The organism is Marinobacter sp. (assembly GCF_039977835.1).
Taxonomy (GTDB): domain Bacteria; phylum Pseudomonadota; class Gammaproteobacteria; order Pseudomonadales; family Oleiphilaceae; genus Marinobacter.
In genome coordinates, this window is the sequence record NZ_JBDWCL010000004.1 from 248,729 (window position 1) to 274,597 (window position 25,869).

The 25,869-nt window shown below is 57.1% G+C and carries 22 protein-coding genes; 20 read left to right on the plus strand and 2 right to left on the minus strand.

Annotated elements, in window-relative coordinates; genetic code table 11:
• Nucleotides 1-65: 65 nt before the first annotated feature.
• The 4 genes from mnmE to ABJM11_RS01625 all read left to right on the plus strand — a co-directional run bounded on the left by mnmE (nt 66) and on the right by ABJM11_RS01625 (nt 5,628).
• Nucleotides 66-1,436 carry a tRNA uridine-5-carboxymethylaminomethyl(34) synthesis GTPase MnmE gene (gene mnmE, locus ABJM11_RS01610; protein WP_348294577.1) on the plus strand — a complete coding sequence of 457 codons (1,371 nt, stop codon included), beginning with the start codon at nt 66-68 and terminating at the stop codon, nt 1,434-1,436.
• Between the two features lie 78 nt (nt 1,437-1,514).
• On the plus strand, nt 1,515-2,360 hold the full coding sequence (locus tag ABJM11_RS01615; RefSeq protein ID WP_348294578.1) for a tetratricopeptide repeat protein: 846 nt from the start codon (nt 1,515-1,517) through the stop codon (nt 2,358-2,360).
• A 24-nt stretch (nt 2,361-2,384) separates the two neighbouring features.
• Nucleotides 2,385-4,745, plus strand: coding sequence for an EAL domain-containing protein (locus ABJM11_RS01620; protein WP_348294580.1), 2,361 nt, complete (start codon nt 2,385-2,387; stop codon nt 4,743-4,745).
• Nucleotides 4,746-4,917: 172 nt separating this feature from the next.
• Complete coding sequence (locus tag ABJM11_RS01625) at nt 4,918-5,628, plus strand: ABC transporter substrate-binding protein (protein WP_348294581.1); 711 nt, start codon at nt 4,918-4,920, stop codon at nt 5,626-5,628.
• Between the two features lie 54 nt (nt 5,629-5,682).
• Here ABJM11_RS01625 and thpD read toward each other — a convergent pair whose 3' ends face one another.
• Together thpD and ABJM11_RS01635 are read right to left on the minus strand one after the other, a co-directional pair.
• A complete protein-coding gene (gene thpD / locus ABJM11_RS01630; RefSeq protein WP_348294583.1) occupies nt 5,683-6,618 on the minus strand; it encodes an ectoine hydroxylase in 936 nt (311 codons plus the stop codon).
• Nucleotides 6,619-6,790: 172 nt separating this feature from the next.
• Nucleotides 6,791-8,611, minus strand: coding sequence for an acyl-CoA dehydrogenase C-terminal domain-containing protein (locus ABJM11_RS01635; protein ID WP_348294584.1), 1,821 nt, complete (start codon nt 8,609-8,611; stop codon nt 6,791-6,793).
• 243 nt (nt 8,612-8,854) lie between these two features.
• Here ABJM11_RS01635 and ABJM11_RS01640 point away from each other — a divergent pair, with 243 nt between their 5' ends.
• The 16 genes from ABJM11_RS01640 (at nt 8,855) to ABJM11_RS01715 (ending at nt 25,703) form a co-directional block, all read left to right on the plus strand.
• Nucleotides 8,855-9,415: a DUF3833 domain-containing protein gene (locus tag ABJM11_RS01640; protein WP_348294659.1), complete on the plus strand. Its 561-nt coding sequence runs from the start codon at nt 8,855-8,857 to the stop codon at nt 9,413-9,415.
• A 22-nt stretch (nt 9,416-9,437) separates the two neighbouring features.
• Complete coding sequence (locus ABJM11_RS01645) at nt 9,438-10,532, plus strand: efflux RND transporter periplasmic adaptor subunit (RefSeq protein ID WP_348294585.1); 1,095 nt, start codon at nt 9,438-9,440, stop codon at nt 10,530-10,532.
• A 3-nt stretch (nt 10,533-10,535) separates the two neighbouring features.
• The gene (locus ABJM11_RS01650; RefSeq protein ID WP_348294587.1) at nt 10,536-13,685 is read left to right on the plus strand and encodes an efflux RND transporter permease subunit; all 3,150 of its coding nucleotides are present in this window, start codon (nt 10,536-10,538) and stop codon (nt 13,683-13,685) included.
• 412 nt (nt 13,686-14,097) lie between these two features.
• Nucleotides 14,098-15,984: a tRNA uridine-5-carboxymethylaminomethyl(34) synthesis enzyme MnmG gene (mnmG, locus tag ABJM11_RS01655; RefSeq protein WP_348294589.1), complete on the plus strand. Its 1,887-nt coding sequence runs from the start codon at nt 14,098-14,100 to the stop codon at nt 15,982-15,984.
• A gap of 8 nt (nt 15,985-15,992) precedes the next feature.
• Nucleotides 15,993-16,655 carry a 16S rRNA (guanine(527)-N(7))-methyltransferase RsmG gene (gene rsmG / locus ABJM11_RS01660; RefSeq protein ID WP_348294591.1) on the plus strand — a complete coding sequence of 221 codons (663 nt, stop codon included), beginning with the start codon at nt 15,993-15,995 and terminating at the stop codon, nt 16,653-16,655.
• A gap of 2 nt (nt 16,656-16,657) precedes the next feature.
• Nucleotides 16,658-17,452, plus strand: a complete 795-nt coding sequence (locus ABJM11_RS01665) for a ParA family protein (RefSeq protein ID WP_150991192.1) — start codon at nt 16,658-16,660, stop codon at nt 17,450-17,452.
• A 51-nt stretch (nt 17,453-17,503) separates the two neighbouring features.
• Entirely contained in the window at nt 17,504-18,376 is an 873-nt protein-coding gene (locus ABJM11_RS01670; RefSeq protein ID WP_348294592.1) for a ParB/RepB/Spo0J family partition protein, read from the plus strand.
• Between the two features lie 237 nt (nt 18,377-18,613).
• On the plus strand, nt 18,614-19,030 hold the full coding sequence (locus tag ABJM11_RS01675; RefSeq protein WP_348294594.1) for an ATP synthase subunit I: 417 nt from the start codon (nt 18,614-18,616) through the stop codon (nt 19,028-19,030).
• A gap of 15 nt (nt 19,031-19,045) precedes the next feature.
• Complete coding sequence (gene atpB, locus ABJM11_RS01680) at nt 19,046-19,900, plus strand: F0F1 ATP synthase subunit A (RefSeq protein WP_348294595.1); 855 nt, start codon at nt 19,046-19,048, stop codon at nt 19,898-19,900.
• 48 nt (nt 19,901-19,948) lie between these two features.
• Nucleotides 19,949-20,176, plus strand: a complete 228-nt coding sequence (gene atpE, locus ABJM11_RS01685; protein WP_027830230.1) for a F0F1 ATP synthase subunit C — start codon at nt 19,949-19,951, stop codon at nt 20,174-20,176.
• A gap of 97 nt (nt 20,177-20,273) precedes the next feature.
• A complete protein-coding gene (locus tag ABJM11_RS01690; RefSeq protein ID WP_150991184.1) occupies nt 20,274-20,744 on the plus strand; it encodes a F0F1 ATP synthase subunit B in 471 nt (156 codons plus the stop codon).
• A 12-nt stretch (nt 20,745-20,756) separates the two neighbouring features.
• Entirely contained in the window at nt 20,757-21,293 is a 537-nt protein-coding gene (locus ABJM11_RS01695) for a F0F1 ATP synthase subunit delta (protein WP_348294597.1), read from the plus strand.
• 28 nt (nt 21,294-21,321) lie between these two features.
• Nucleotides 21,322-22,866, plus strand: a complete 1,545-nt coding sequence (atpA, locus tag ABJM11_RS01700) for a F0F1 ATP synthase subunit alpha (protein WP_348294598.1) — start codon at nt 21,322-21,324, stop codon at nt 22,864-22,866.
• Nucleotides 22,867-22,932: 66 nt separating this feature from the next.
• The gene (gene atpG, locus ABJM11_RS01705; RefSeq protein ID WP_348294599.1) at nt 22,933-23,793 is read left to right on the plus strand and encodes a F0F1 ATP synthase subunit gamma; all 861 of its coding nucleotides are present in this window, start codon (nt 22,933-22,935) and stop codon (nt 23,791-23,793) included.
• Nucleotides 23,794-23,846: 53 nt separating this feature from the next.
• On the plus strand, nt 23,847-25,244 hold the full coding sequence (gene atpD, locus ABJM11_RS01710) for a F0F1 ATP synthase subunit beta (protein ID WP_348294601.1): 1,398 nt from the start codon (nt 23,847-23,849) through the stop codon (nt 25,242-25,244).
• 36 nt (nt 25,245-25,280) lie between these two features.
• Nucleotides 25,281-25,703: a F0F1 ATP synthase subunit epsilon gene (locus ABJM11_RS01715; protein ID WP_137436477.1), complete on the plus strand. Its 423-nt coding sequence runs from the start codon at nt 25,281-25,283 to the stop codon at nt 25,701-25,703.
• The last annotated feature ends 166 nt before the right edge of the window (nt 25,704-25,869 follow it).

Here is a 25,869-nt window from a genome sequence, read left to right on the forward strand (position 1 = left end):
CTGACCGGAACCAGTAATCACAGAGGCTCCTTCCGGGAGCCTCTGCTGTTTCAGGGGATAACAGAATGTTCAATGCCACCGATACCATCGCTGCCATTGCCACCGCGCCGGGCCAGTCCGGTGTAGGAATTGTGCGTGTGTCCGGCCCCGAGGCGGCGACCATTGCCCGCCAGATGCTCGGTTTCAATCCCCGGCCCCGTTATGCGCACTATGGCCCCTTCCTGGATACCGGTGGCGAGTTGATCGATGAGGGCATAGGGTTGTTTTTCCCCAATCCCCATTCTTTTACGGGTGAAGATGTACTGGAGCTTCAGGGGCATGGCGGTACCGTTATCCTGGACATGTTGCTGAGAACAGTGTGTGAGCTGGGGGCACGCCTGGCACGCCCCGGTGAGTTTTCGGAACGGGCCTTTCTGAATGACAAACTCGATCTGACCCAGGCGGAAGCCATTGCGGATCTGATCGAGAGCAGCTCCGAACAGGCTGCGCGCTGTGCCGTAAGGTCATTGCAGGGGGTGTTTTCCCGTAGAATTGATGCCCTGGTGGAGGCGGTGACTCACCTGCGCATCTATGTGGAAGCGGCCATTGATTTCCCGGAAGAGGAAATCGACTTTCTGGCGGATGGTAAGGTCGCCAATGACTTGCAGACCATCATGGGCGATCTGGAAGTCATTCTTGCGGAGGCCCAGCAGGGAACGATTCTCAGGGATGGTATGAAAGTGGTGATCGCCGGCCGCCCCAATGCCGGCAAATCCAGCCTGCTCAATGCGCTTGCGGGGCGGGAGGCTGCCATTGTAACAGCCGTGGAGGGCACTACCCGGGATGTTCTGCGGGAACATATTCATATCGATGGCATGCCCCTGCATATCATCGATACGGCCGGACTGAGGGATAGCCCGGACGAGGTTGAACAGATTGGCATCGCCCGTGCCTGGGAGGAAATCCGCCAGGCCGATCGTATCCTGCTGATGGTGGATGCGACTACGACACCGGAAACCGAACCCCAGCGACTATGGCCGGATTTTATTGATCAACTGCCCCAGGGAGCCCCCATCACTGTTATCCGGAACAAAGTGGACCTGACCGGTGAGCCCGTTGGTATCGAACATCCGGACCTCGCAGCCGCACCCGTCATCCGTATTGCTGCCCGATCCGCGGATGGCCTTGAAGTGTTGAGGGATCATCTGAAACAGTGCATGGGATTTGCCAGCACGACAGAGGGTGGCTTTATCGCCCGGCGCCGGCACCTGGATGCCCTTCAGAGGGCACAGGCGTTCATGCGCCAGGGCGAAGAACAGTTACAGGGTTTCGGCGCCGGTGAGCTACTTGCCGAGGATCTGCGCGCTGCCCAGGATTCCCTGGGAGAGATTACCGGCGCGATGACACCGGATGAGTTGCTTGGTAAGATCTTCAGCAGTTTCTGTATTGGTAAGTAAGCACAGGGAAACCTTTGAGTCAGTGCTCCTCCATGTGAATCTGGACACGTCAGTGCCGATTGCGGTCAAAAGGTTTCGATGTATCGTTGGTATTTTACTGCTCTGATTATTGTTTTCCTGACGGGGTGCGCGGGCTTCGACGGGCGGCGTTTGTTCGAAGTGCCGTCAGATACGCAGCCCCTGCCCCGGAATACGGCAGCGCCACCCGCTGTTTCCCAACCTGAAACAGAGCCTTACGAGCTTCAGCGTCAGGCTCTGTTCAAACAGCCCTATATTGATCCGCTTACGGATTACCTGAAGGAGTATGGTAACGATACCGATCGTGCAGCCGTGCTCCGAATAATAGAGCATGAACGGGACCGCCGCTGTAAGGTCATTGCTCGGGACTATGCCGGTGAACCGGCAACCGAACAGAAGCTTGCCCGCTATCGCGCTGGCTATAACTATTCCTGCCCGGAGGACGTGGAGGCATTTGCTGAGCGGGTAAGCCGGAACCGGAAAACGGAACCGCCGGCTACCATAGCGGCCCCCGATACCAAACAGGAAGACCCCGCACCACAAAGTCAGCACGGACAGTCCCTCAGTGATTGCTACCTGTTAACCACCATTCGCAACTACAGCGCTGCACGGGAAGCCTGCCGCGAATCTGCCGAAAGCGGAGATTCCCGGTCCCAGGCGAATATGGCAATTATCGCCCACGCCTTTGAAGACTATGTCAGGGCCTTTGAATGGGCGCAGAAGGCAGCTCCTGTTTCAGGCAAGGCATCCTATCTTCTGGGGCAGATGTATCATGCTGGTCGCGGAGTCGAGCAAAATACTGAGCAGGCCGTATACTGGTATGGCAAGGCCGCTAGCCAGGGGCACAAAGAAGCCCGCATGGCCCTTGAACGTTATCGGGACCAAACGCCCGCCGACGGTACCTGATTCTTCGCCGAAGGACCCTCATCCATGCCGGGAAAATTTCCCAGCCGCCCGTCTTACTGGAAGAACCCATCGTCCCGCCAGTCCGTTATGTGGTTGCTTGTCCTGTTGATACTGGTATTCGTGGCCGGCATGTTGCTGTTGTCCCGTCTGAATCTCAATTACTCCCAGGAGGCGCTCTCCGAACTCCGGCGCCAGCAGATCCATGAAGTTGTCAGTGCCGGTTTGATGCGTATTAACGCGCGTCAGTCAACGTTGGCCGGGTATACCACGGCCCTGGCAAACGTTGGAGAGAGTTTTCATTCGCTGTCGGACAGCGGGTCTTCAGATCTCGATCGCTCGAAACTCCGGGCGAATCTGGAAAACGCCCTCAAGGATCATTTGCAGGATTTTGAAGGTGCAGCGGGCGGAGGGTTATGGTTTGAACCCGGGGTCCTGGCCGGGCGCGATAAGGGCTATATGCCGTATTTTATCCGCAACGCCGATGACCCGGAGCTGAAGCGCCTGGAAATCGAAACCCGGCTGCGGAACTATCGTGACGTACCCTGGTTCGGCCACACACTGGGGCCGGGATGGACGCCCAGCTCCGATAACGCAGGCGACGTTTACTGGTCCCCGATCTATTACGACCTCAACACCGAACGGGCGGTGTTGACACTGGCAAGCCCGATGTATGATCAGCAGAACAATCTGCTGGGCATGGCAACGACAGCCTGGACCGCTGACCAGATCATTGATTTTGTCAGTCGCATCACCGTCACCGAGCACAGCTTTACGTTCCTCAACGACCGCAATAACCGCAATCTGTCGAGCTTCAGCAAAGGCGAGGACACCCGGGAGGAGCAGTCACTGATTGACGCCGTTCTGGCACTCGAACTGGCCCGTGAGGCCGAAGCAGAGTCCGAAGCCAATAGTCTTACGGTCCGCAGGCTTACTGTTGGTGATGACGACTACGAACTCTATTACGCGGCCACTGCCGGGGGTATGGTCTACGGTGCGGGCGTGCCGGTCGATGAAATCGATGCGGTGCTGCGACCCATGGAACAGACCAACCGGCGTATTCTCATGGGGACAGTTTCAGCGATGCTGATACTGAGCCTGTATCTCCTGTACCGGATTATCCAGCTCATCCGGGAATTGCAGGCATCCTACACCGATGAACTCACCGGATTGGCCAATCGGGTCCGACTGTTACGCGACTTGCAAAGCCGTGATGATGCCTCACTGCTGATCATCAACCTGGACCGTTTTAACGAAATCAACAGCCTGTTTGGCAATGTCTGTGGTGACCATGTATTGCTGGTGATTGCCACGCGGCTGACAGCCTTCAACCGTGATCAGGCCCGGGGGTTGTTGACAGTTTACCGGTTGCCTGGCGACGAGTTTGCGGTTCTGGCCCCGGTGCTTGAAGAGGAGGCTATCCAGGAGCTGGCTGCGCAACTGCGTCACCTGGTTAATGGTGAACGGATATACTGGCAGCAGCAGCCCCTGACGATGGACGTCAGTGTCGGAATGGCGATGCGGAAAGACCGCAAGCACGGTGATTCCCCTGACCAACTGGTCAGTCAGGCCAAGGTGGCGGTGTTGCAGGCCCGGGAGCAGAATCGTCATCATCTGCTATACGATCCGTCAGTAGGTATCGAAGAGAATTACGAGGCCAACCTCTATTGGGCCAACCGACTGAAAGCGGCCATTGATGATGATCGTCTGGTGCCCTGGTTCCAGCCAATTCACGACAACCAGCTCCAACACGTCACCAAATACGAATGCCTGGTACGGATGGTGGAACCGGACGGCCGGGTGATCGGTGCCGGGCAGTTCGTGAAGATAGCGGACCGGTTGCGCCTGAACCGCAGAATTACGGTATTGATGGTCGAGAAGTGCTTTGACCGTTTTTCCAATCGGGAAGAAGAATTTTCGATTAACCTCTCGTACGGTGATATCGCCGACGCAGAAACTGTCAGCAGGATTCTGGAGGCACTGGATCGTTACGGTATTGGCAAGAGGGTGATATTCGAGATTCTGGAATCGGACGGTATTACCAATTACGACGAGATTCGCCACTTTATTGAACAGGTAAAGCCTTTCGGCTGTCACATTGCCATTGATGATTTTGGCACCGGTTACTCCAACTTTGCCCACCTTCTGAGCCTGAATGTCGACTATATAAAAATCGATGGCAGCCTGATCCGCAACCTCCATGAGGATCAAACCGCGTTTCTTGTAACCAGCGGTATTGTCCAGTTTGCTCGCAGCCTCAACATCCGTACGGTCGCAGAATTTGTCCATAACGAGGCGGTTCAGGGCCGGGTCCGGGAGTTGGGTATCGACTTTTCCCAAGGTGACTGTTTTGGTATGCCGGGGCCCGGACCAGGGGCAGGTGGTTAAACGGTATAGCGTTCATTTCCTTACGAAAACACACATTTTTTGAGTCAATTACCATAGCCGCCTGAGGTAGACTTCGCCATCGACGAAAGGGACGCCATCGTCATGGCGACTATGCATACCAAGGAGACAAAATCGTGCGGCACCTGCCCCTCTATTACTTGCTGTTGTGATAATGACGGCCAGCCTTTCCACTGCCCAGGCTTCTGACAAACTCTATCTGTACACGGAGAACTTTCCCCCTTACAACATGAGTGCCACAGGACGGGCGTTCGAGCATAACGGCTCGAACATTGACGGCTTATGTACCGAGATGGTCAAAGCGATTCTAAACAACACCGATCTTGACTATGTCATCAAGCTGCGAAATTGGGATTATGGTTATAACCGGGCCCTCAACAAACGCAATCATGGAATCTTCTGCACCACCTACACCGAGTCCCGGGCCCCACGCTTCAAGTGGGTAGGCCCGCTGACACGGAACCTCTGGACCATTTTTGCCCCCGCGGGTACGGATCTCCAGGTTGACCGCCTTGAAGATACAAGGGGGCTAAGGTTTGGTGGCTACCGCAATGATGTTATGACCGAGTACCTGCTTGAACGCGGCTACGAGGTGTCGGCTCTGGATAGCGATGACCTGAACCCAAAACGCCTGGAACTTGGCCAGATTGACTTGTGGATCGCAGATCGCCTTGCTGGCCCTTACTTCGCTTCGCAACAAAATGTAGAAGGTTTGGAACCGGTCTACTCTTTTAACGATATGGAGCTTTTCCTCGCGATAAATCCCGATACACCGGATGACACCGTTGAAAAGCTAAACGCCGGGCTTGAGAAGGTCCATGAGTCAGGCATGTTCGAAGCCATTGAAACCAAATACGGCCTGTAGAGTTGAAAAATGGGAGCCGGATATGGCTCCCATTTTTGGTTCCGGAGGCTGGAGTTACCCGGTCCGGCGGTGAGGCCGGGCACCCACCGCCTGAAGGGCATCTGTTTGGGTGCGGCTACCCAGGAACCCAGGCCTGGGTTTGTTGCCGCAGAACGGCTGCACCAGCCGGTTCTCCACACTGTTGTAGACGAAGAACAGGTCACTGCGTGGACAGGGAGACATATTGGCATTGGAAGCGTGCAGGGTGTTGCACTCGAAGATGATCAGTGAACCGGCCGGGCCCGTGGGCGCCTGAATACCATGTTCATCGATCGTCCGGTCGAGATCCTGGTCCGACGGTACCCCCAGCTCCTGCTTTTTCAATGACGACTGATAATTGTCTTCGGGGGTGCGGCCGACACAGGGGATAAAGGTCTTGTGCGAGCCTGGCACCAGCATCAACGGACCGTTGAATGGCGTGTTGTCCGTCAATGCGATGGAAAAACTGACCGACCGCATGCGCGGCATACCATCCTCGGCATGCCAGGTTTCAAAATCCGAGTGCCAGTCAAAACCTTTGCCGTGGAATCCCGGCTTGAAGTTGATGCGGGACTGGTGAATATAGGCATCACCGCCCAGCAGCTGATGCACCATGCCCAGAATGTGGGGGTCCCGCGTCAGGCGGTCGAAGCGGTCCGACAGCTCATGAATGCCAAAAATGGAACGTATTTCCTGTTTGCCTGGTTCGGTGATGGTGCCTTCGGATTGCAGTATGGCTTTGTCGTTCTCATACGCACGCAAGTCTTCCCGGAACCGCTGTACTGTTGTGGTATCGAGAAAATTATTGAATACCAGAAAGCCGTCCCGCTCGTATTGAGCCAGTTCCGTTTCACTCAGGGGGCCACCAGTCCGATCTGTGCCGTTACTGTGAACCACCGGGTCGAGGCGCTCAAAGCTGTTGGTAGGACGTTCGAGCCGAGTGGGATAAAGATCGTCAGTACGAGTCTCCATGGTCAAATCTCCCTATTTTTCTATCGCACAGGGGAACCCTGCATCGGGTTCCCAACAGCAAAAAAATAACAAGTTGATCCGGTATGGAATGCCGCGCGAGTGGCGGCACACAGAATTTTGGGGCGGTCCTCAGAATTTCAACCGCCGGGAGCCAGAACTATCTGAAGCAGATTTAATCGACAAAACTCATGTTGTCTGCGTTTAGCTGCATCAGGTTCTTGCTGGGGCTGAGCATGCTGGTGGCATGGGCCTGAGCTCTGGGAAGAAGGCGCTCGTAGTAGAATTCAGCCGTCGCGAGCTTGGCCCGGTAGAAGTCTTCGGAGTCGGCCCCTCCCTTCTCGAGTTTGTCGGAGGCAACGGCCGCCATGCGCAACCACATGTGCGCCATGGTGACGTAACCGCTGTACATGAGGAAGTCATTGGCAGCCGAGCTGACCATGTCGCGATCCTTGCGTGCTGCCAGCATCAGGCGAACCGTGAGCAGATTCCACTGAGCGGTAAGTTTGAGCAACTCCACGGCGAAAGGGCGCACCCGTTTGTCGGTGAGGTTCTTGCGGGCAAAGTTGGCCACGCGGAGGGTGAACTCTCTGACAGCCCCGCCCTGTGTCATCAGCAATACCTTGCGGCCCAACAGGTCCAGTGCCTGGATACCGGTGGTGCCTTCATAAAGTGTGGCAATGCGGGTATCCCGGACAATCTGCTCCATGCCGTGTTCACGGATGTAGCCGTGGCCACCGAATACCTGGACACCCAGATTGGCGGCCTCGTTACCCAGTTCGGTCAGGAAACCTTTCAGTATCGGGGTCAGGAAGCCCAGCTTGTCGTCGTAGGCGTCGGCCTTTCTGGCATCGCCGGTGGTGTGGCCTTCCACCATATGGTCTGCCAGGCGGGCGGCGTAATACAGCATTGCCCGGCCTCCCTCGGCAATGGCTTTCTGGGTCAGCAACATACGGCGAACATCGGCGTGGTGAATCAGTGCGTCTGCTGCCTGGTCCGGTTCTTTCTTGCCCGACAGCGCCCGCATGGAGCGACGTTCTTTGGCGTAGTCCAGTGCCCACTGGTAAGACAGCTCCGCGGGCCCCACGCCCTGGATGGCAGTACCGATACGGGCGGTGTTCATAAAGGTGAACATGCAGTTCAGGCCTTCGTTTTCCGGGCCGATCAGAAAACCGGTGGCATCATCGAAGTTCAGTACACAGGTGGCCGAGGCCTTGATGCCCATTTTCTTTTCCAGGCTGCCGCAGGTGACGCCGTTTCGCTCACCAACGCCACCGTCAGCGCCCGGCAGGAACTTGGGCACAATAAACAGACTGATACCCCGGGTACCCTTGGGAGCATCCGGCAAACGCGCCAGCACAATATGCACGATGTTCTCGGTCAGGTCATGGTCACCGGACGAAATGAAAATCTTGGTACCGGAGACCCTGTAACTTCCGTCTGCCTGAGGCTCTGCCTTGGCCTTGACCTGTCCCAGGTCAGTACCGCACTGGGGTTCGGTGAGGCACATGGTGCCGCCCCAGCGGCCTTCGGTCAGTGGTGTGAGGTAGATTTTTTTCTGGTCTTCGCTGCCGTGCAGGAAGATCGTGTTCATGGCGCCCATGGACAGGCCGGGGTACATGGAGAAAGGCCAGTTGGCGGTTCCCATCATCTCCTGCTTTAGCAGGCCCATGGAGGCCGGAAGGCCCTGACCGCCGTACTCCTCCGGTGCGGACAGGCCCTGCCATCCGCCCATGGCGTATTGCTGGTAGGCCTCGGGATAGCCTTTCGGGGTGGTTACTTCGCCGTTTTCCAGCTTACAGCCTTCCTCGTCACCACTCTGGTAAAGCGGGCTCAGCACCTCCTCGCAGAATCGGCCGCACTCGTTGAGTATGGCATCAACGATATCCGGGGTGGCGTTCTCGCCGCTCTGGAGGCGGGTGTAGTGTCCGGGATAATCAAACACCTCATTGAGCAGGAACTTCATGTCGCGCAGCGGCGCCTTGTAAACCGGCATGGCAATACCTCTGTGATTCAGTTTGCAGCGTGGGCGAAGGCAGGCTGCCTTCCATGGGCTGATGTTTTACGGCATTGCCACCGGCGTGCCATTGACGGAAATCGCCATTGCCGGTGTCAGAATGGACAATTGGCTGAAATGACGAAACAGGGCGTGGCAGGTGCGCTAATGATCGGTAACGGTGCTGCCGGCGTATTTGAAAGGCCTGATATCGATTTCGAACCGTCCAAGAGTGTAAAAGTCATGCAAAGTTCATCCGGAGTGAAGATTGTCGCTGGTTTGCCCCTCTATCTGTGGTTATTGTTATCCACAGTGCTGCTCGTTGGCTGCGCCGGACCGGCGTTGGAAGACTACCAGGATCGCAAGCCGGTATTGACGCCGCAGGAATTCTTCAGCGGCGAACTGACCGCCCGGGGCGTGGTCAAGGATTTTTCCGGGGAAGTCATTCGCACGTTTGACGCCGATATTTCCGCTAGTTGGGACAGCAACGGTGTTGGCACCCTGGACGAGGTCTTCCGTTTCGACGATGGTGAGGTGCAGACCCGTGTCTGGACACTGACACCGGAAGATGGTGCCCTGAAGGCTGATGCAGGTGATGTGGTGGATCCGGGCACCATGCGATGGCAGGGCAACGCGATCAACATGAACTATGTCCTGCGGGTGGCCTACGGTGACGGCACCATTGATGTTCGCATGGATGACTGGATGTACCTGATTACGCCCGACACACTGATTAACCAGACCACAATGAGCAAGTGGGGAATCGAAGTGGGGGAAATAGTGCTGGTGATCAGCAGGAAGTAACAACACACTGAATGAGACGACTATGGTAAAGCAATGGCTGATCGCCCTGGTACTGGTAGCACTGGCCGCTGGAGGTGCTTTTTCCTGGCAGCACTTTGCGCCGGAAGAGGCGGAGAGCGCGCGAACGGAGCGCCCGGCAAGCAAGGTTAATGCGATCAGCCCGAGCATGGAGATGGTTCGGGATTCCGTCAATGCCGTGGGTAACCTGCGGGCCCTTGACCAGGTAGAGCTGACCACTGAAGTCAGTGGCCGCGTGGTGGAAATGAATCTGGACAGCGGCAAACGGGTCAGCCGCGGGCAGTTGCTGCTGCGTCTGGACGATCGCCAGGCCAGGGCCGATCTACAGGTGGCGGAAGCGACTTTGGCGGATGCCCGCCGTCAGCTTGAGCGGGCACAGCGGCTGCAGAACAACAACAGCATTTCCCAGGCCCAGGTGGACGAGCTCCGCACCGCCATGGATGTAGCCGACGCCCAGCGCGAATCCGCCCGGACACGCCTGGACAACCACCGGATTGAAGCACCTTTCGAGGGGGTGATCGGCCTCAGCGATATCAGCCTCGGGACCTATCTTGGCTCAGGCACGTCGGTGACCACCCTCGATTCAACGGACCGCATGGAGCTGGGTTTCTCCATTCCCGAGCGTTTTCTGGGCCAGATCCAGGTCGGGCAGATGGTCCGTGGGAGTTCGCCGGCCTATCCCGATGACGGTTTTCAGGGCCAGCTTGTGGAACTCGGCACGCGGGTCAATGAACTTAGCCGCACCTTGCCGGTGAGGGCTGTCATCGATAATCCGGATGGTAAATTGCGGCCCGGGCAGTTCATGTCGGCCAACCTTACGCTGCGGGAGCGGGAAGCCCTGGTTATTCCCGAACAGGCGGTGATGATTCGAGGTTCAGACAAGTATGTCTTCATTGCCGAGGACGGGGTGGCCCGCCGTATGTCGGTATCCCTGGGCTCCAGATCTCCCGGCTGGGTGGAGGTGTCTGACGGACTCTCCCGAGAGGATAAGGTGATCATAACCGGCCAGGACCGCCTCAGCAGTGGCGACCGTGTTGATGTGGTGGATGACGACAAGGCGATTCCCGATAACCGCTTTGCCACTTCCCGGGAGTCCTGACCCGTGATTCTTTCCGACGTCTCCATCAAACGGCCGGTTTTCGCCACCGTTATCAGCCTGTTGATCCTGGTGTTCGGGCTTGCGGCTCTTCGCGGTCTGCCGGTAAGAGAATACCCGGACATCGACCCCCCCGTGGTGTCCATTTCCACGGACTACATCGGCGCAGCAGCGGAAGTGGTGGACACCCAGATTACCCAGGTGATTGAGGGAGCGATCAGCGGCATCGAGGGCATTCGCTCCATCGAGTCCAGTACCGAACAAGGCGAATCCCGCACCTCCATCGAATTCAACACCTCCCGCAATGTGGACATCGCCGCTAACGATGTTCGCGATGCGGTCGCCCGGGTTGCCAGTGAGCTGCCGGAAGAAGCCGATCCGCCAGTGGTGAGCAAGGCCGATTCCGATGCGCGCCCGATGATGTGGATTACCTTGCGCAGTGATGTCTGGGACAGCGCGGAACTCAGTGATTTCGCCGACCGGGTGCTGGCGGATCGCCTGTCAGTACTTGATGGTGTGGCCGATGTGCGTATTGGAGGCGAACGCCGTTACGCCATCCGGGTGTGGCTGGACCGTGAACGGCTCGCCGCCCGTGATATTACGGTTTCCGAGGTGGAACAGGCACTGCGATCAAACAATGTGGAGCTGCCCGCCGGTTCGGTGGAATCCGCTACCCGGGATTTTACCGTGCGCGCCAAGGGGCGATTGTCGGAGGTGGAGGAGTTCCGCAATCTGGTGGTCCGCCGTGATGGTAACGATCTGCTGCGCCTCGGCGAGGTTGCTGATGTGCAGATGGGGGTGGAGTCAGACACCAGTCGCCTGCGAGCCAATGGCCAGACCGCCATCGGTATGGGTATCATTCGCCAGTCCAAGTCCAACACCGTAGCGGTGTCTGACCTGGTCAGGGCAGAGCTGGACAGGATCCGGGAAACGCTTCCTCCGGAAGTGAGCATCGCCGAAAGTTACGACGAATCGATCTTTATCCGCGCCTCGATCAAAGAGGTTATTTTCACCCTCGCCATTGCTGTATCACTGGTCATTCTGGTTATCTTCATGTTCCTGCGCTCCTGGCGGGCGACGCTGATCCCGGCGGTCACCATACCGGTCGCTGTTATTGGTGCCTTCATTGGCCTGGGCGCGCTCGGATTTTCCATCAACGTGCTGACCCTGCTGGCGGTGATTCTGGCCATCGGCCTGGTGGTGGACGATGCCATTGTCATGCTGGAGAACATCCAGCGGCGGATCGACGAAGGTGAACCACCGCTGCTGGCCGCCTATCGCGGTGCACGGCAGGTGGCATTTGCGGTTATTGCCACCACCCTGACACTGATTGCGGTGTTTGTGCCTATTTCTTTCATGGGCGGCAACGTCGGCCGCCTGTTTGCAGAGTTCGGTTTTACCCTGGCAGCGGCCGTGGTGGTGTCCAGCATCGTGGCGCTTACCCTGACGCCCATGCTGTGTTCCAAGTGGTTGCGGCACAGCCCGGAAACGGAAGAAGGCCATCGTCTGTGGGCGGCCAGCGAACGGGCACTCAACGGATTGACCAACGGTTATGCGCGCATGCTTCGGTTCTCCCTTCGCCAGCCCGGCCTGCTGCTTGGCCTCGGTGTTGTGGGGCTGATCATGGCGGTAGTGGTGTTCCCGAAATTACCCCAGGAGCTGGCGCCCACCGAGGACCGGGGTGTCATCATCATGCCCACCAGTGCACCCCGGGGTTCCACGGTGGAATACACCGACCACCATGTCCGCAAGGCCGAGGAACTGTTGCTGCCCTACCTGGAAGACGGCAGTGCCAACCGGCTGCTATCCATCGTGGGGTTCCGCAACGAGGCCGACAATGCCTTCATGATTATGGGCCTGGCGCCCTGGGACGAGCGCGAGATCAAACAGCAGGAAATAACCAGTGAACTGCGCGGAAAACTGGATGGCATCCCCGGTGTCCGGTCTGTGGCAGTCAATCCGCCGGGCCTGGGCCAGCGTGGATTCAACCAGCCGGTGGAATTTGTTATTGGCGGCCCGGACTACGCCTCCGTGCAGGCCTGGAGTGAGGAAATCGTGGAACGGGCAAAAGAGAATCCCAATCTCCTCAGCCTGGAAACCGATTTCGAGCTGACCCGCCCGGAACTGAACGTCACCATTGATCGGGAACGCGCCGCAGACCTCGACGTAACCGTGGAGGATGTAGGGCTGACCCTGCAAACCATGCTGGCTTCACGCCAGGTAACAACCTATCTGGATCGGGGCCGGGAGTACGATGTGATCGTTCAGGCAGCGGATATCGACCGTGCCACCCCTGGCGATCTCGGGCGCGTGTTCCTGCGTCCCCGACAGGGGGGCGATCTGATTCCCCTGGAAGCACTGGTGACCATTGAAGAGGTGGGGGCGAACCCGGATCTGCGGCGGATTGACCGTTTGCCAGCCGTGGTTATCAGCGGCTCCCTGGCGGACGGTTACGATCTTGGGTCGGCACTGACCTACCTCAACAACCTGGCGGTGGATAATCTGCCGCCAGAGGCGCGGGTCAGCTATAAAGGCCTGAGCCGGGAGTTCCAGGATTCGTCGGCGGCCATTTACGTGACCTTCGGGCTGGCATTCCTGATTGTTTTCCTGGTACTGGCGGCGCAGTTTGAAAGCTGGATCCATCCGATGATCATCATGCTCTCGGTGCCACTGGCTGTCACCGGCGCCCTCTACGCGCTGTTTTTCTCGGGCATCACGCTGAATATCTACAGCCAGATCGGCATCATCATGCTGCTGGGGCTGATGGCCAAAAACGGGATATTGATCGTGGAGTTCGCCAACCAGCTTCGGGACAAGGGTTATGAGGTCCGTGAGGCCATTCTGGAAGGTGCCATCCTGCGCTTCCGTCCGGTACTGATGACCACGATTTCCACAGTCTTCGGTGCCGTGCCTCTGGTGCTGGCTACCGGTGCCGGTGCGGAAAGCCGGGCTTCCATCGGTATAGTGATACTTGGGGGGTTGATCTTTGCCACTACCCTGACCCTGTTCATCATTCCCGTGCTCTATAACCTGTTGGCGAGGTTTGCCAAGTCCTCCAATGCGATTGAGCTCGAACTCGAGAAGCAGGCCAGTCATTCTGCTGGCGGCCGCGGGATGGCTGCGGCACCCCAATCAAAGGAGATGGACAGGTTCTGACAGAGTCCGACCCAAAGTGGTGCGATCTGTGGATAAATAATTGGATAACCTTCGGATAAGCTCTGATTAGAACTATAAAAAACATTTTAAAACATGGTCTTGAAAGGTTTTTGAGGCCCTGTGACGGCACTCCGGGAATGTGGATAACTTTCTTGAAAAGTTTTCTCAGAAGGTACTCACAACCCGCTGAAATTTTTCAGATTTCGGTTTTCCACTATCTGTGTGACCTTTGATAAAGCCCCGGTAACTGTATGAGCGGCGGGTCGGGGTTTCCCCTGATGACTTCCTCTGGTTAAAATTTGCACATTCTGACTGCAATTTCCCGGGTGAGGCGTTATACTCCCCGCCCTGTTTTTCAGGCTGTTCGTAATATCCGGAATTTTTTTGATACCCCGTTTGCCGAGGTGATGTAGTGGATTATCCGACCCGTTTCGATGTGATTGTCATTGGTGGTGGCCATGCCGGTACCGAAGCCGCTCTGGCGGCTGCGCGCATGGGTTCACGGACCCTGCTGCTGACCCACAATATTGAAACCCTGGGCCAGATGTCGTGTAACCCGGCCATTGGCGGTATTGGCAAGAGCCACCTGGTGAAGGAAATTGACGCCCTCGGTGGTGCCATGGCCATGGCCACTGACAGGGCCGGCATCCAGTTCCGCGTGCTCAACTCCCGTAAAGGCCCGGCCGTTCGCGCCACCCGCGCACAGGCAGACCGGGTGCTGTACAAGGCCGCCATCCGCGAGATTCTGGAGAACCAGCCCAACCTGACCCTGTTCCAGCAGGCCGCGGATGACCTGATCGTTGAAGGTGAGCGCATTACTGGCGTGGTGACCCAGTCCGGCATCCGTTTCCGTGCCCCCACGGTGGTGCTGACCACCGGGACCTTCCTGGGTGGGGTTATCCACATCGGCATGCAGCAACACTCCGGTGGCCGTGCCGGCGACGCCCCCGCCAACGCATTGGCCCAACGCCTGCGGGAATTGCCGTTCAATGTCGGGCGCCTGAAAACCGGCACCCCGCCCCGTATCGATGCCCGCAGCGTGGATTTTTCCATGATGCAGGAGCAATGGGGTGATGACCCGGCACCGGTGATGTCATTCCTGGGTTCCCGTGATCAGCACCCTGAGCAGGTGTGCTGCTACGTGACCCGCACCACCGAGCAGACCCACGACATCATCCGCAGCGGTTTTGATCGGTCGCCCATGTTTGCCGGCAACATCGAAGGCATCGGGCCCCGCTACTGCCCGTCCATCGAAGACAAAGTGAACCGCTTTGCCGACAAGGACTCGCACCAGATTTTCGTGGAGCCGGAAGGGCTGACCACCAACGAGCTCTACCCCAACGGCATTTCCACCAGCCTGCCGTTCGATATCCAGCTCGCGGCTGTGCGCACCATTCCCGGCTTCGAGAATGCCCACATCACGCGGCCCGGCTACGCGATTGAGTATGATTTCCTGAATCCGCAGGACCTGCGCCACACACTGGAAACCAAGTTCATCCAGGGCCTGTACTTTGCCGGCCAGATCAACGGCACCACCGGATACGAAGAGGCTGGTGCCCAGGGCCTGCTGGCGGGTATCAATGCGGCACTGCGAGCCCAGGGTAAAGACGAGTGGTATCCCCGTCGGGACGAGGCCTATCTGGGCGTGTTGGTGGATGACCTGATTACCATGGGCACCTCGGAGCCCTACCGCATGTTTACCAGCCGTGCCGAATACCGGCTGATTCTGCGGGAAGACAACGCTGACCTGCGCCTGACTGAAGTCGGCCAGAAGCTGGGGGTTGTGGATGAGCAACGCTGGCAGGCGTTCAATACCAAGCGCGACGCCATTGCCGCCGAACGCAACCGTCTGGAAACCACCCGCATTCATCCGGGTACTCCCGGTGGCGAGGCGGCCAACAGTTTTCTGCGCCAGCCCATGAACCGTGACCAGACCCTGGCAGAACTGCTGCGGCGCCCGGAAATCAACTACAGTCATATTGCCCGCATGGCAGACGGCATCGCGGACGATCCTATTGTTGCGGACCAGGTAGAAATCGAGATCAAGTACGAGGGTTACATCTCCCGCCAGGCGGATGAAATTGAGCGCCTGCGCCGGAACGAGAACACCCGTCTGCCGGACGATATCGATTTTGATGCTATCGGCGGCCTGTCCAATGAGATCAGGCAGAAGCTCAAGGAAGTGCGGCCCGAAACCGTGGCCCAGGCCTCGCGTATCCAGGGCGTGACCCCGGCGGCCATTTCCCAGGTGCTGGTGCATCTCAAGAAGCGCGACCTTCTGCGCAAACAGTCCGCCTGAGTGCTCCCATGAGCGACGCACTCTGGCAACGCCAGCTTTCCCAGGGCCTGGCTGACCTGAATCTGGAACTCAATGACGCCAGCCAGCACCAGCTGCTGGCGTTTCTGGCTTTGCTGAACAAGTGGAACCGCGCCTACAACCTGACAGCCGTGCGGGAACCGCGGGACATGGTGTCGCGCCAGTTGCTGGACAGCCTGAGCATCCGGCCTTTTGTCACCGCGGATCACCTTCTGGATGTGGGCGCCGGTGGCGGATTGCCGGGCATTCCCCTGGCGATTGCCTTGCCGAAGAAGCGGTTTACCCTGCTGGACAGCAACAGCAAGAAAACCCGGTTCCTCACCCAGTGTGTGCTGGAACTGGGCCTGAAGAACGTGGATATTATTCACGGCCGGGCGGAAAGCTGCGATCCTGCCATCCAATACCGCCAGATCAGCAGCCGGGCGTTCACGGCGCTGGACAATATTGTCAGCTGGTGCGGGCATCTGCTTGCGGATGAGGGCGAGTTCCTTGCCATGAAAGGCCAGTTTCCGGATGATGAGGTGGCTGCGCTGCCATCCGGTTGGCAGGTGAAGTCCCGGCATTCGTTATCGGTCCCCGGCTCGGATGGCGACCGGCATCTGCTGGTGATCAGACGGGATTGCGGCCATCAGAATTTCACGACAGGAGGCTAGTCATGGCGCGTGTGATTGCAGTGACCAATCAGAAGGGCGGTGTTGGGAAAACCACCACCTGCGTCAACCTGGCTGCTTCCCTGGCTGCGACCAAACGCCGTGTGCTGCTGGTGGATATGGATCCGCAGGGGAATGCCACCATGGGCAGCGGTGTGGATAAAAACGCCCTCGAGCGTTCCGGCTACGACATGCTTACCAAGCGGGCCACCGCAGCCGAGGTGATCTTCCGCGCCGAGGCATCCGGCTTCGACATCCTGCCGGCCAACGGCGATCTCACCGCCGCTGAAGTGGAACTGATGAACGAGATCGGCCGCGAGCATCGCCTGCGCCTGGCTCTGAACAAGGTTCGGGAAAACTACGACTATATCCTGATCGATTGCCCACCCTCCCTCAGCCTGCTTACGGTTAACGCACTTTCAGCGGCGGATACCGTGCTGATCCCCATGCAGTGCGAATACTATGCCCTGGAAGGCCTGGCTGCACTGATGAACACGGTGGAACAGATTCAGGAAACCGTTAACCCGGATCTGCAGGTAGAAGGCATCCTGCGCACCATGTACGACCCCCGTAACAGCCTGACCCTGGATGTCTCCGGCCAGCTCAGCGAGTTTTTCGGCGACAAGGTTTACAAGGCAGTGATTCCCCGCAACGTACGGCTGGCGGAGGCGCCCAGTTATGGCGTGCCGGCGCTGAAATATGATCGTACCTCCAAGGGTGCGATTGCATACCTGGCCCTGGCGGGTGAAATGGTTCGCCGGCACGGTTCACAAAAGACATCCGCGGCCGTTGCCGTGTAAACTACCTCTCCTTTGCACACAGATTTTTCATCGGGAAGAATGACAAACACCATGGCGGCGAAGAAACGAGGACTGGGTGAGCGCGGACTGGGCGCTCTGTTACAGGGCTCCAGGGTTAATCTGGATCAGGAACTGAAGGACCACGACGGTGAGCTCCGGGAAGTTCCGATTGACCTGATCCAGCGTGGCCGGTTCCAGCCCCGACGGGATATGGACCCAGCAGCTCTGCAGGAACTGGCGGACTCCATTCGTCAGCAGGGTGTGATGCAGCCGGTGGTAGTGCGCCCGATTGCCGAAGGCCGCTTCGAGCTGATTGCCGGTGAACGCCGCTGGCGAGCCACCCAGATGGCCGAGCTCGACCGCATTCCCGCCATTATTCGCGATGTGCCGGATGATGCCGCCATCGCCATGGCGCTGATCGAGAACATCCAGCGCGAGAATCTCAATCCCATTGAGGAAGCCTTTGCGCTGCAGCGCCTGCAGGACGAATTCGGCCTCACCCAGGCACAGGTCGCCGAAGCGGTAGGCAAGTCCAGGACCACAATCACCAACCTGCTGCGACTGATCAGCCTGACCGAGGATGTGCGGGTGATGCTGGAGCACGGCGACCTGGAAATGGGTCATGGCCGCGCCATGCTCACCCTCCAGCCGGAACAGCAGATGCAGGTGGCGAAGCAGGTGGTGGCCAAGTCCCTGTCTGTGCGCCAGACCGAAGCCCTGGTTCGCCGTGTGCAGCAGGAAACGCCGGGCCGCAAGAAAGTCAGAGGCGAGGTGGACCCCAATATCCGCGCCCTGCAGGATGATCTCGCTGAACGTCTGGGAGCTCGGGTATCGATCGACCATGGTCAGCGTGGAAAAGGCAAGCTGGTGATCGAATACACCTCACTGGACGAGCTGGATGGTATCCTGGGCCACATCAAGTAGTGCCGTTCGTTGATAGTGCGAAAGTACTGATCCGACCCTAAAACACCACATGTCGTGATCTGAATTGTTTAAAAGCACAACTTGTGTGATATTGGTGGGATCTGCCGTGAAAACTGGCTATTTTTCCATCAAATTTTCCCGTCAGTTCTGTTGAACACCTACCGGTTAACACATATAATTTCGCGCGCTTGCATTAACTCTGGACAGGGTGTGACAGGAAGCAGGTTTCACGCACGCATGACCATTTTTCAGGCTGGTTCCATGTCCCCGACCAGAAAGCGTATTAACCGATTGCCGTTTCTACAGTGGCTGGCAATCGAGGGCGGGCTCATCATCGTATTGAGTCTGGTCTGGTTTACAGAAAGTCGTTTGGCTGGTTATTCCGCTGTTGTTGGCGGTCTTATTTATGTCATACCAAACGCGTATTTTGCCCACCGGATGTACCGGTTTGAGGGAGCGCGAAATGCGCACCTGGTGGTGGGCAACATGTTCAGGGCCGAGACCATCAAACTGGCCCTGACCGCCGTCTTTTTCGCGGCCGTTTTCATCTTAATGGAGCCAGTACATGTGCCGGCTCTGTTATTCACTTTTGCTGTGATGGTTGCGTTGGGCCCGCTTCTGCGTTGGTTCATCCGGCCACAACCACAGCGATGACTGGACGAGAGCAGTATGGCAGCTGATACCCCAGTAGAGTATATAAAGCACCACCTTACGAACCTGACCTATGGCAAGTTGCCCGGAGGTTATGAGCGTGCCGACGGCACTGTCGTTGAGGAAGCGACATGGACCATGGCCCGTACCGGTCAGGAAGCCGCGGATATGGGCTTCATGGCAATTCATGTTGATACCATGGGCTGGTCCATCGCCATGGGTCTGCTTTTCCTCGGCCTTTTCCGGCTGGTGGCGAAGAATGCCACGACGGAAACACCGTCCGGCCTGCAGAACTTCGTGGAAATGACGGTCGAGTTCATACAGAACATCGTTCGCGATGTTTTTCATGGCAAGAACCCGATCATTGCGCCACTGGCCCTGACCATGTTCGTCTGGATCTTCCTGATGAACACCCTGAAGCTGATTCCGGTGGACTATATACCCTCTATTGCTCATGCATTGGGGCTGGAATACTTCAAGATCGTGCCCACGACCGATCCCAACGGTACCTTCGGGATTGCTATCGGCGTCTTCCTGCTGATTCTTTTCTACAGCTTCAAGGTGAAAGGCCCGGGTGGGTTCGCCAAAGAACTGTCATTCACACCGTTCAATCACTGGTCGCTGGTGCCATTCAATCTGGTGCTTGAAATTTTGGCCCTGATTATCAAGCCTGTCAGCCTGGCACTGCGTCTGTTCGGCAATATGTACGCGGGCGAGGTCGTATTCATCCTGATTGCGCTGTTACCCTTGTGGATCCAGTGGACCCTGAACGTTCCCTGGGCCATCTTCCACATTCTGGTAATAACACTGCAGGCCTTTATCTTTACAACGCTGGCTGTGGTTTACCTCAGCGCCGCGCACGAAGATCACTGATACCCGAAAATAAACCCTTAACTATCTGAGAAAACTGAGGAGTCTTCAATGGAAATGGTATTTATTGCAGCAGCACTGATCATCGGACTGGGCGCCCTGGGCGCTGGCATCGGTTTCGGTCTGCTCGGTGGCAAACTGCTCGAGTCTACTGCTCGTCAGCCAGAGCTTGGTAACCAGCTTCAAACCAAGGCCTTCATCATGGCCGGTCTGCTTGACGCCGTTCCCATGATCGGTGTTGGTATCGCGATGTACCTGATCTTCGTTGTAGCTGGTTAATCAGCCGAAAGAGTTGTCGGGCGCCGGGCTTATACTTTAAGGCCGCGCCCCGCTCTACGGACACCGGGACGCAACGAATAGCAAGAGGTACACCGCCGTGAATATAAACCTTACGTTAATAGGGCAAACAATTGCCTTCGCTATTTTCGTCTGGTTCTGCGTCAAATATGTATGGCCCCCGATTACCGAGGCCATGAGTGCGCGCCAGAAGAAAATTGCCGACGGCCTCTCTGCCGCAGATCGGGCTTCCCTCGATCTGGAGCTTGCGCAGGAAAAAGCCTCCAAGGAACTGCAGAAAGCGAAAGAAGAGTCTGCAGCCCTGATCGACCAGGCTAACAAGCGTGCCGCCCAGATCGTTGAGGCCTCCAAGGATGACGCTCGCAAAGAAGGCGAGAAGATCATCGAACAGGCCCGGGCGGAAATTCAACAGGAGCGTGTTCAGGCTCGTGACGCACTCAGGGCAGAAGTGGCAGCCATTGCCATTGCCGGTGCCGAGAAGATCCTGGAAACCTCTGTAGACGCCAAAGCTCACAGCGAGATGCTGGACAAGCTGGCCGCAGAACTCTAAGCGAGGGTCACCATGGCAGAACTGACTACGTTAGCCCGACCCTACGCGAAAGCCGTTTTTGATGCTGCGCAGGACCAGAACGCCGTTGATCTTTGGGATCAGGCTCTGGCTTTTGCCGCTCAGGTTGCGGCCAACGAACAGGTGAAGGTTATCCTGGCCAAACCGGGCCTGGCTGAGCAACGAAAGGCGCAGCTTCTCGCTGACTGTTTTGAAGAGCAGCTTCCCGAGGCGCTCAGCAACTTCCTGTCAATTCTTGCTGAAAACAATCGACTTGCCCTGCTGCCAGCCATATCTGAGCTGTTCAGCCTCTACCGAGCTGATCTTGAGCGCACGGTGAAGATGCAGGTGAGCACAGCGTTCGAAATGACAGCCGAGCAGCAGCAGAAATTGATCGACGCCCTGTCCAGGAAACTGGAGCGCAAGGTCGAACTTGAATCCTCGGTCGATCAGTCGCTGATCGGCGGGGTGGTTATACGCACGGGCGACCTGGTTATTGACGCTTCGGTTCGTGGCAAGTTGGCAAGAATGGCCAACGCCGTGGGCTCCTGATTTCAGCACAAGGTTTGAGGACAAAGGCATGCAGCAACTGAATCCATCCGAGATCAGTGACATCATCAAGAAGAGAATCGAAAAGCTCGATATTTCTTCAGAAGCAAAAAACGAAGGCACCATCCTCTCCGTTTCCGACGGCATCGTTCGGATTCACGGTCTGGCCGATGTTATGTACGGCGAGATGATTGAATTCGCCAACGGCATTTACGGTATGGCACTGAACCTGGAGCGTGACTCTGTTGGTGCCGTAGTACTGGGCGACTATGAAGACCTGGCCGAAGGTCAGAAGGTTCGTTGTACCGGCCGTATCCTGGAAGTTCCGGTCGGTCCGGAACTGCTGGGCCGCGTTGTTGACGGTCTGGGTAATCCGATCGACGGCAAGGGTGAGCTCGGTAATACCCTGACCTCACCGGTCGAGAAAGTGGCTCCCGGCGTTATTGCCCGTCAATCCGTTGATGAGCCGGTTCAGACTGGTCTTAAAGCGATTGACACCATGGTGCCGATCGGCCGTGGCCAGCGTGAGCTAATCATCGGTGACCGCCAGATTGGTAAGACCGCCGTTGCGATTGACGCGATCATCAATCAGAAGAACACCGGCATCAAGTGTATCTACGTGGCTGTCGGCCAGAAGCAGTCTTCCATCGCCGGCGTGGTCCGCAAGCTGGAAGAGCATGGCGCCATGGACCACACCATTGTGGTCGCTGCCGGCGCTGCCGATCCTGCTGCGATGCAGTTCCTGGCTCCGTATTCCGGCACGTCCATGGGTGAGTACTTCCGTGACCGTGGTGAAGACGCGCTGATCATCTATGATGATCTGTCCAAGCAGGCTGTGGCCTATCGCCAGATTTCCCTGCTGCTGCGCCGTCCGCCTGGCCGTGAAGCCTACCCGGGTGACGTATTCTACCTGCACTCCCGCCTGCTGGAGCGTGCTTCCCGCGTCAACGCTGACTATGTGGAAGAGCTCACCAATGGCGAAGTAAAAGGCAAGACTGGTTCCCTGACGGCACTGCCGATCATTGAAACCCAGGCCGGTGACGTATCTGCGTTCGTACCGACCAACGTGATCTCCATTACCGACGGTCAGATCTTCCTGGAAACCAACCTGTTCAACTCCGGTATCCGTCCGGCGATGAACGCCGGTATCTCCGTATCCCGGGTTGGTGGTTCCGCCCAGACCAAGATCATGAAGAAGCTCGGCGGTAACATCCGTCTGGCTCTCGCCCAGTACCGTGAGCTGGCGGCATTCGCCCAGTTCGCATCGGACCTGGACGAAGCCACCCGGAACCAGCTGGAGCACGGTCAGCGCGTTACCGAGCTGATGAAACAGAACCAGTACAGCCCCATGACCGTTGCGGAAATGGGTACCGTGCTGTTCGCAGCTAACGAAGGCTTCCTGGATGATGTCGAAGTGAACAACGTCGTTAAATTCGAAGCGCAACTGCTTGACTGGATGCGTGCCGAACAGAAAGACGTGCTCGACAAGATCGGTGAAGAAGGCAAGTACGATGACGATGTTGCCGCCAGCCTGAAAGCTGCTCTGGAGAAATTCAAGACCACTCAAAGCTGGTAAGCCCGAGGCCCGCTACGGCGGGTCCGTTGGTCCACATGAGTGTCTAACTTGAAAAGGCAGTGACTTATGGCCGTCGGAAAAGAAATACGTAATCAGATCGGAAGCATCAAGAGCACGCAGAAGATCACCAGCGCCATGGAAATGGTGGCTGCGAGTAAAATGCGTAAGGCTCAGGAACGCATGAAGGCCACGCGGCCCTATGCGGAAAAGATGCGCCAGGCAATCGGACATATTGCCAAATCCAACAAGGATTACGTGCACCCCTTCATGAAGGAGCGTGACGTCAAGCGTGTCGGTTACATCGTGGTATCCTCTGATCGGGGCCTCTGTGGTGGTCTGAATACCAATGCGTTCAAGCTGCTCGTTCGTGAAATGCGTGCATGGAAAGAAAAAGGTGTAGAGACTGATATCTGTGCCATCGGGCAGAAAGGCGCCTCGTTTTTCCGCAGTTATGGCGGAAACGTGGTGGCAGCACTGACTCATATCGGTGACAGCCCGAGTGCAGAGAAGCTGATCGGTAACGTCAAGGTTATGCTGGATTCGTTCGAGGAAGGCAAGATTGATCGCCTTTATGTGATCTATAACGAGTTCGTCAACACCATGACCCAGAAGCCTGTCGCAGAGCAGCTTCTGCCCTTGCCTGAAGGCACTGATGAGGACATCGGTCACCAGTGGGATTACATCTACGAGCCGGATTCACGCCCCATTCTGGACGGGTTGCTACCACGTTATATCGAATCCCAGGTGTATCAGGGAGTGGTAGAGAATCTGGCCTGCGAACAGGCTGCGCGGATGATCGCCATGAAGAGCGCGACAGATAACGCTGGCGAAATCATCAACGAGCTGCAGCTGGCGTACAACAAGGCCCGTCAGGCAGCCATTACGCAAGAAATTTCGGAGATTGTGAGCGGCGCGGCTTCGGTCTGATCCGGCGCAATCCTACTGGTTTTATTGACTATCAAGATAACGAGGAACCGAGCATGAGTAGCGGACATATCGTTCAGATCATAGGCGCGGTTATCGACGTGGAATTTCCACGTGACTCCGTTCCGGGCGTTTACGACGCACTGCTGCTTGAAGGTGGTGAGACAACTCTGGAAGTTCAGCAGCAGCTGGGCGACGGCATTGTACGTACCATCGCAATGGGCAGCACCGAAGGCCTCAAGCGTGGCCTGAAAGCAGACAATACCGGCAAGCCGATTTCGGTACCGGTTGGCACGCAGACTCTGGGTCGCATCATGGATGTTCTGGGTCGTCCCATCGACGAACAGGGCGAAATCGGTGAAGAAGAGCAATGGGCGATTCACCGTAAGGCGCCCAGCTACGCGGATCAGGCAGCCTCTGCCGATCTGCTGGAAACCGGCATCAAGGTTATCGACCTGATCTGCCCGTTCGCCAAGGGTGGTAAGGTTGGCCTGTTCGGCGGCGCAGGTGTTGGTAAGACCGTTAACATGATGGAACTTATCAACAACATCGCCAAGGAACACTCCGGTCTGTCCGTATTCGCCGGTGTAGGTGAGCGTACCCGGGAGGGTAACGACTTCTACTACGAGATGAAGGACTCCAACGTACTGGACAAGGTAGCCATGGTTTACGGGCAGATGAACGAGCCCCCCGGAAACCGTCTGCGTGTTGCCCTGACCGGCCTCACCATGGCCGAGAAGTTCCGTGACGAAGGCCGTGACGTACTGTTGTTCGTTGACAACATCTACCGTTACACCCTGGCCGGTACCGAGGTATCCGCACTGCTGGGCCGTATGCCTTCCGCGGTAGGTTACCAGCCAACACTGGCCCAGGAGATGGGTGAGCTGCAGGAGCGTATTACCTCCACCAAGACCGGTTCCATCACGTCCATCCAGGCGGTATACGTACCGGCGGATGACTTGACCGACCCGTCTCCGGCCACCACCTTCTCGCACCTGGACGCCACCGTGGTACTGAGCCGTGACATCGCTTCCAAGGGTATCTACCCGGCGATCGACCCGCTCGACTCCACCTCCCGTCAGCTGGATCCGCTGGTTATTGGTGAGCAGCACTATAACGTAGCCCGTGGCGTACAGAACGTACTTCAGCGCTACAAAGAGCTGAAAGACATCATCGCCATCCTGGGTATGGACGAGCTTTCGGAAGAAGACAAGCTGACCGTATCCCGTGCCCGTAAAATCGAGCGCTTCCTGTCCCAGCCGTTCCACGTTGCTGAAGTATTTACCGGTTCACCAGGTAAGTACGTGTCTCTAAAAGAGACTATTGCCAGTTTCGAAGGTATCCTGAACGGTGAGTACGATGAAATGCCCGAGCAGGCTTTCTACATGTGCGGCGGCATTGAAGAAGTGATCGAGAAGGCGAAGGCAATGAAAGAGAAGGAAAGCAAGAAGTAAGACTTTCTTCACTTTCAGACCCAAGAGGCATGAGAAATGGCTATGACCGTACATTGTGACGTCGTAAGTGCCGAGGAAAAAATTTACTCCGGGCTGGTAGAGATGTTGATCGCTACCGGTACCGAGGGTGAAATGGGTATACAGCTGGGCCACGCTCCGCTGCTGACCGAGCTTAAGCCCGGTTCAGTACGGATCATCAAGCAGGACGGGAAAGAGGAAATTCTGTACGTTTCAGGTGGCTACCTGGAAGTACAGCCCAACCTGGTTACCCTGATGGCTGATACGGCTATCCGCGCCAAGGATGTGGACGAAGCAGCGGCACTGGAAGCCCAGAAAGAAGCTGAAAAGGCACTGGCAAACAAGACAGGCGAGTTTGAATACTCCCGTGCCGCAGCCGAGCTGGCAGAAGCTGCCGCCCAGTTGCGCACGATTCAGAAGCTGCGCAAGAACGTTCGCTGAGGCCGGAATCTTCCGGAACCTGCGTACTGCAGCCGTTCGCCTGACAGAAGCCGCATCCTGAAACGGATGACCTACCGGAACCTTTCCGGAGTGTCATTTGCCAGGGAGGCGGCTTTTTTTGTTCAATACACCCAAACTCGCCACCAGCACGGAGTGTGGTACACCT

What these genes read in the sequence shown, in the direction of transcription:
- mnmE (WP_348294577.1), top strand. Translation starts at nt 66, where the DNA reads ATGTTCAATGCCACCGATACCATCGCTGCCATTGCCACCGCGCCGGGC.
- ABJM11_RS01615 (WP_348294578.1), top strand. Translation starts at nt 1,515, where the DNA reads ATGTATCGTTGGTATTTTACTGCTCTGATTATTGTTTTCCTGACGGGG.
- ABJM11_RS01620 (WP_348294580.1), top strand. Translation starts at nt 2,385, where the DNA reads ATGCCGGGAAAATTTCCCAGCCGCCCGTCTTACTGGAAGAACCCATCG.
- ABJM11_RS01625 (WP_348294581.1), top strand. Translation starts at nt 4,918, where the DNA reads ATGACGGCCAGCCTTTCCACTGCCCAGGCTTCTGACAAACTCTATCTG.
- thpD (WP_348294583.1), bottom strand. Translation starts at nt 6,618, where the DNA reads ATGGAGACTCGTACTGACGATCTTTATCCCACTCGGCTCGAACGTCCT.
- ABJM11_RS01635 (WP_348294584.1), bottom strand. Translation starts at nt 8,611, where the DNA reads ATGCCGGTTTACAAGGCGCCGCTGCGCGACATGAAGTTCCTGCTCAAT.
- ABJM11_RS01640 (WP_348294659.1), top strand. Translation starts at nt 8,855, where the DNA reads ATGCAAAGTTCATCCGGAGTGAAGATTGTCGCTGGTTTGCCCCTCTAT.
- ABJM11_RS01645 (WP_348294585.1), top strand. Translation starts at nt 9,438, where the DNA reads ATGGTAAAGCAATGGCTGATCGCCCTGGTACTGGTAGCACTGGCCGCT.
- rsmG (WP_348294591.1), top strand. Translation starts at nt 15,993, where the DNA reads ATGAGCGACGCACTCTGGCAACGCCAGCTTTCCCAGGGCCTGGCTGAC.
- ABJM11_RS01665 (WP_150991192.1), top strand. Translation starts at nt 16,658, where the DNA reads ATGGCGCGTGTGATTGCAGTGACCAATCAGAAGGGCGGTGTTGGGAAA.
- ABJM11_RS01670 (WP_348294592.1), top strand. Translation starts at nt 17,504, where the DNA reads ATGGCGGCGAAGAAACGAGGACTGGGTGAGCGCGGACTGGGCGCTCTG.
- ABJM11_RS01675 (WP_348294594.1), top strand. Translation starts at nt 18,614, where the DNA reads ATGACCATTTTTCAGGCTGGTTCCATGTCCCCGACCAGAAAGCGTATT.
- atpB (WP_348294595.1), top strand. Translation starts at nt 19,046, where the DNA reads ATGGCAGCTGATACCCCAGTAGAGTATATAAAGCACCACCTTACGAAC.
- atpE (WP_027830230.1), top strand. Translation starts at nt 19,949, where the DNA reads ATGGAAATGGTATTTATTGCAGCAGCACTGATCATCGGACTGGGCGCC.
- ABJM11_RS01695 (WP_348294597.1), top strand. Translation starts at nt 20,757, where the DNA reads ATGGCAGAACTGACTACGTTAGCCCGACCCTACGCGAAAGCCGTTTTT.
- atpA (WP_348294598.1), top strand. Translation starts at nt 21,322, where the DNA reads ATGCAGCAACTGAATCCATCCGAGATCAGTGACATCATCAAGAAGAGA.
- atpG (WP_348294599.1), top strand. Translation starts at nt 22,933, where the DNA reads ATGGCCGTCGGAAAAGAAATACGTAATCAGATCGGAAGCATCAAGAGC.
- atpD (WP_348294601.1), top strand. Translation starts at nt 23,847, where the DNA reads ATGAGTAGCGGACATATCGTTCAGATCATAGGCGCGGTTATCGACGTG.
- ABJM11_RS01715 (WP_137436477.1), top strand. Translation starts at nt 25,281, where the DNA reads ATGGCTATGACCGTACATTGTGACGTCGTAAGTGCCGAGGAAAAAATT.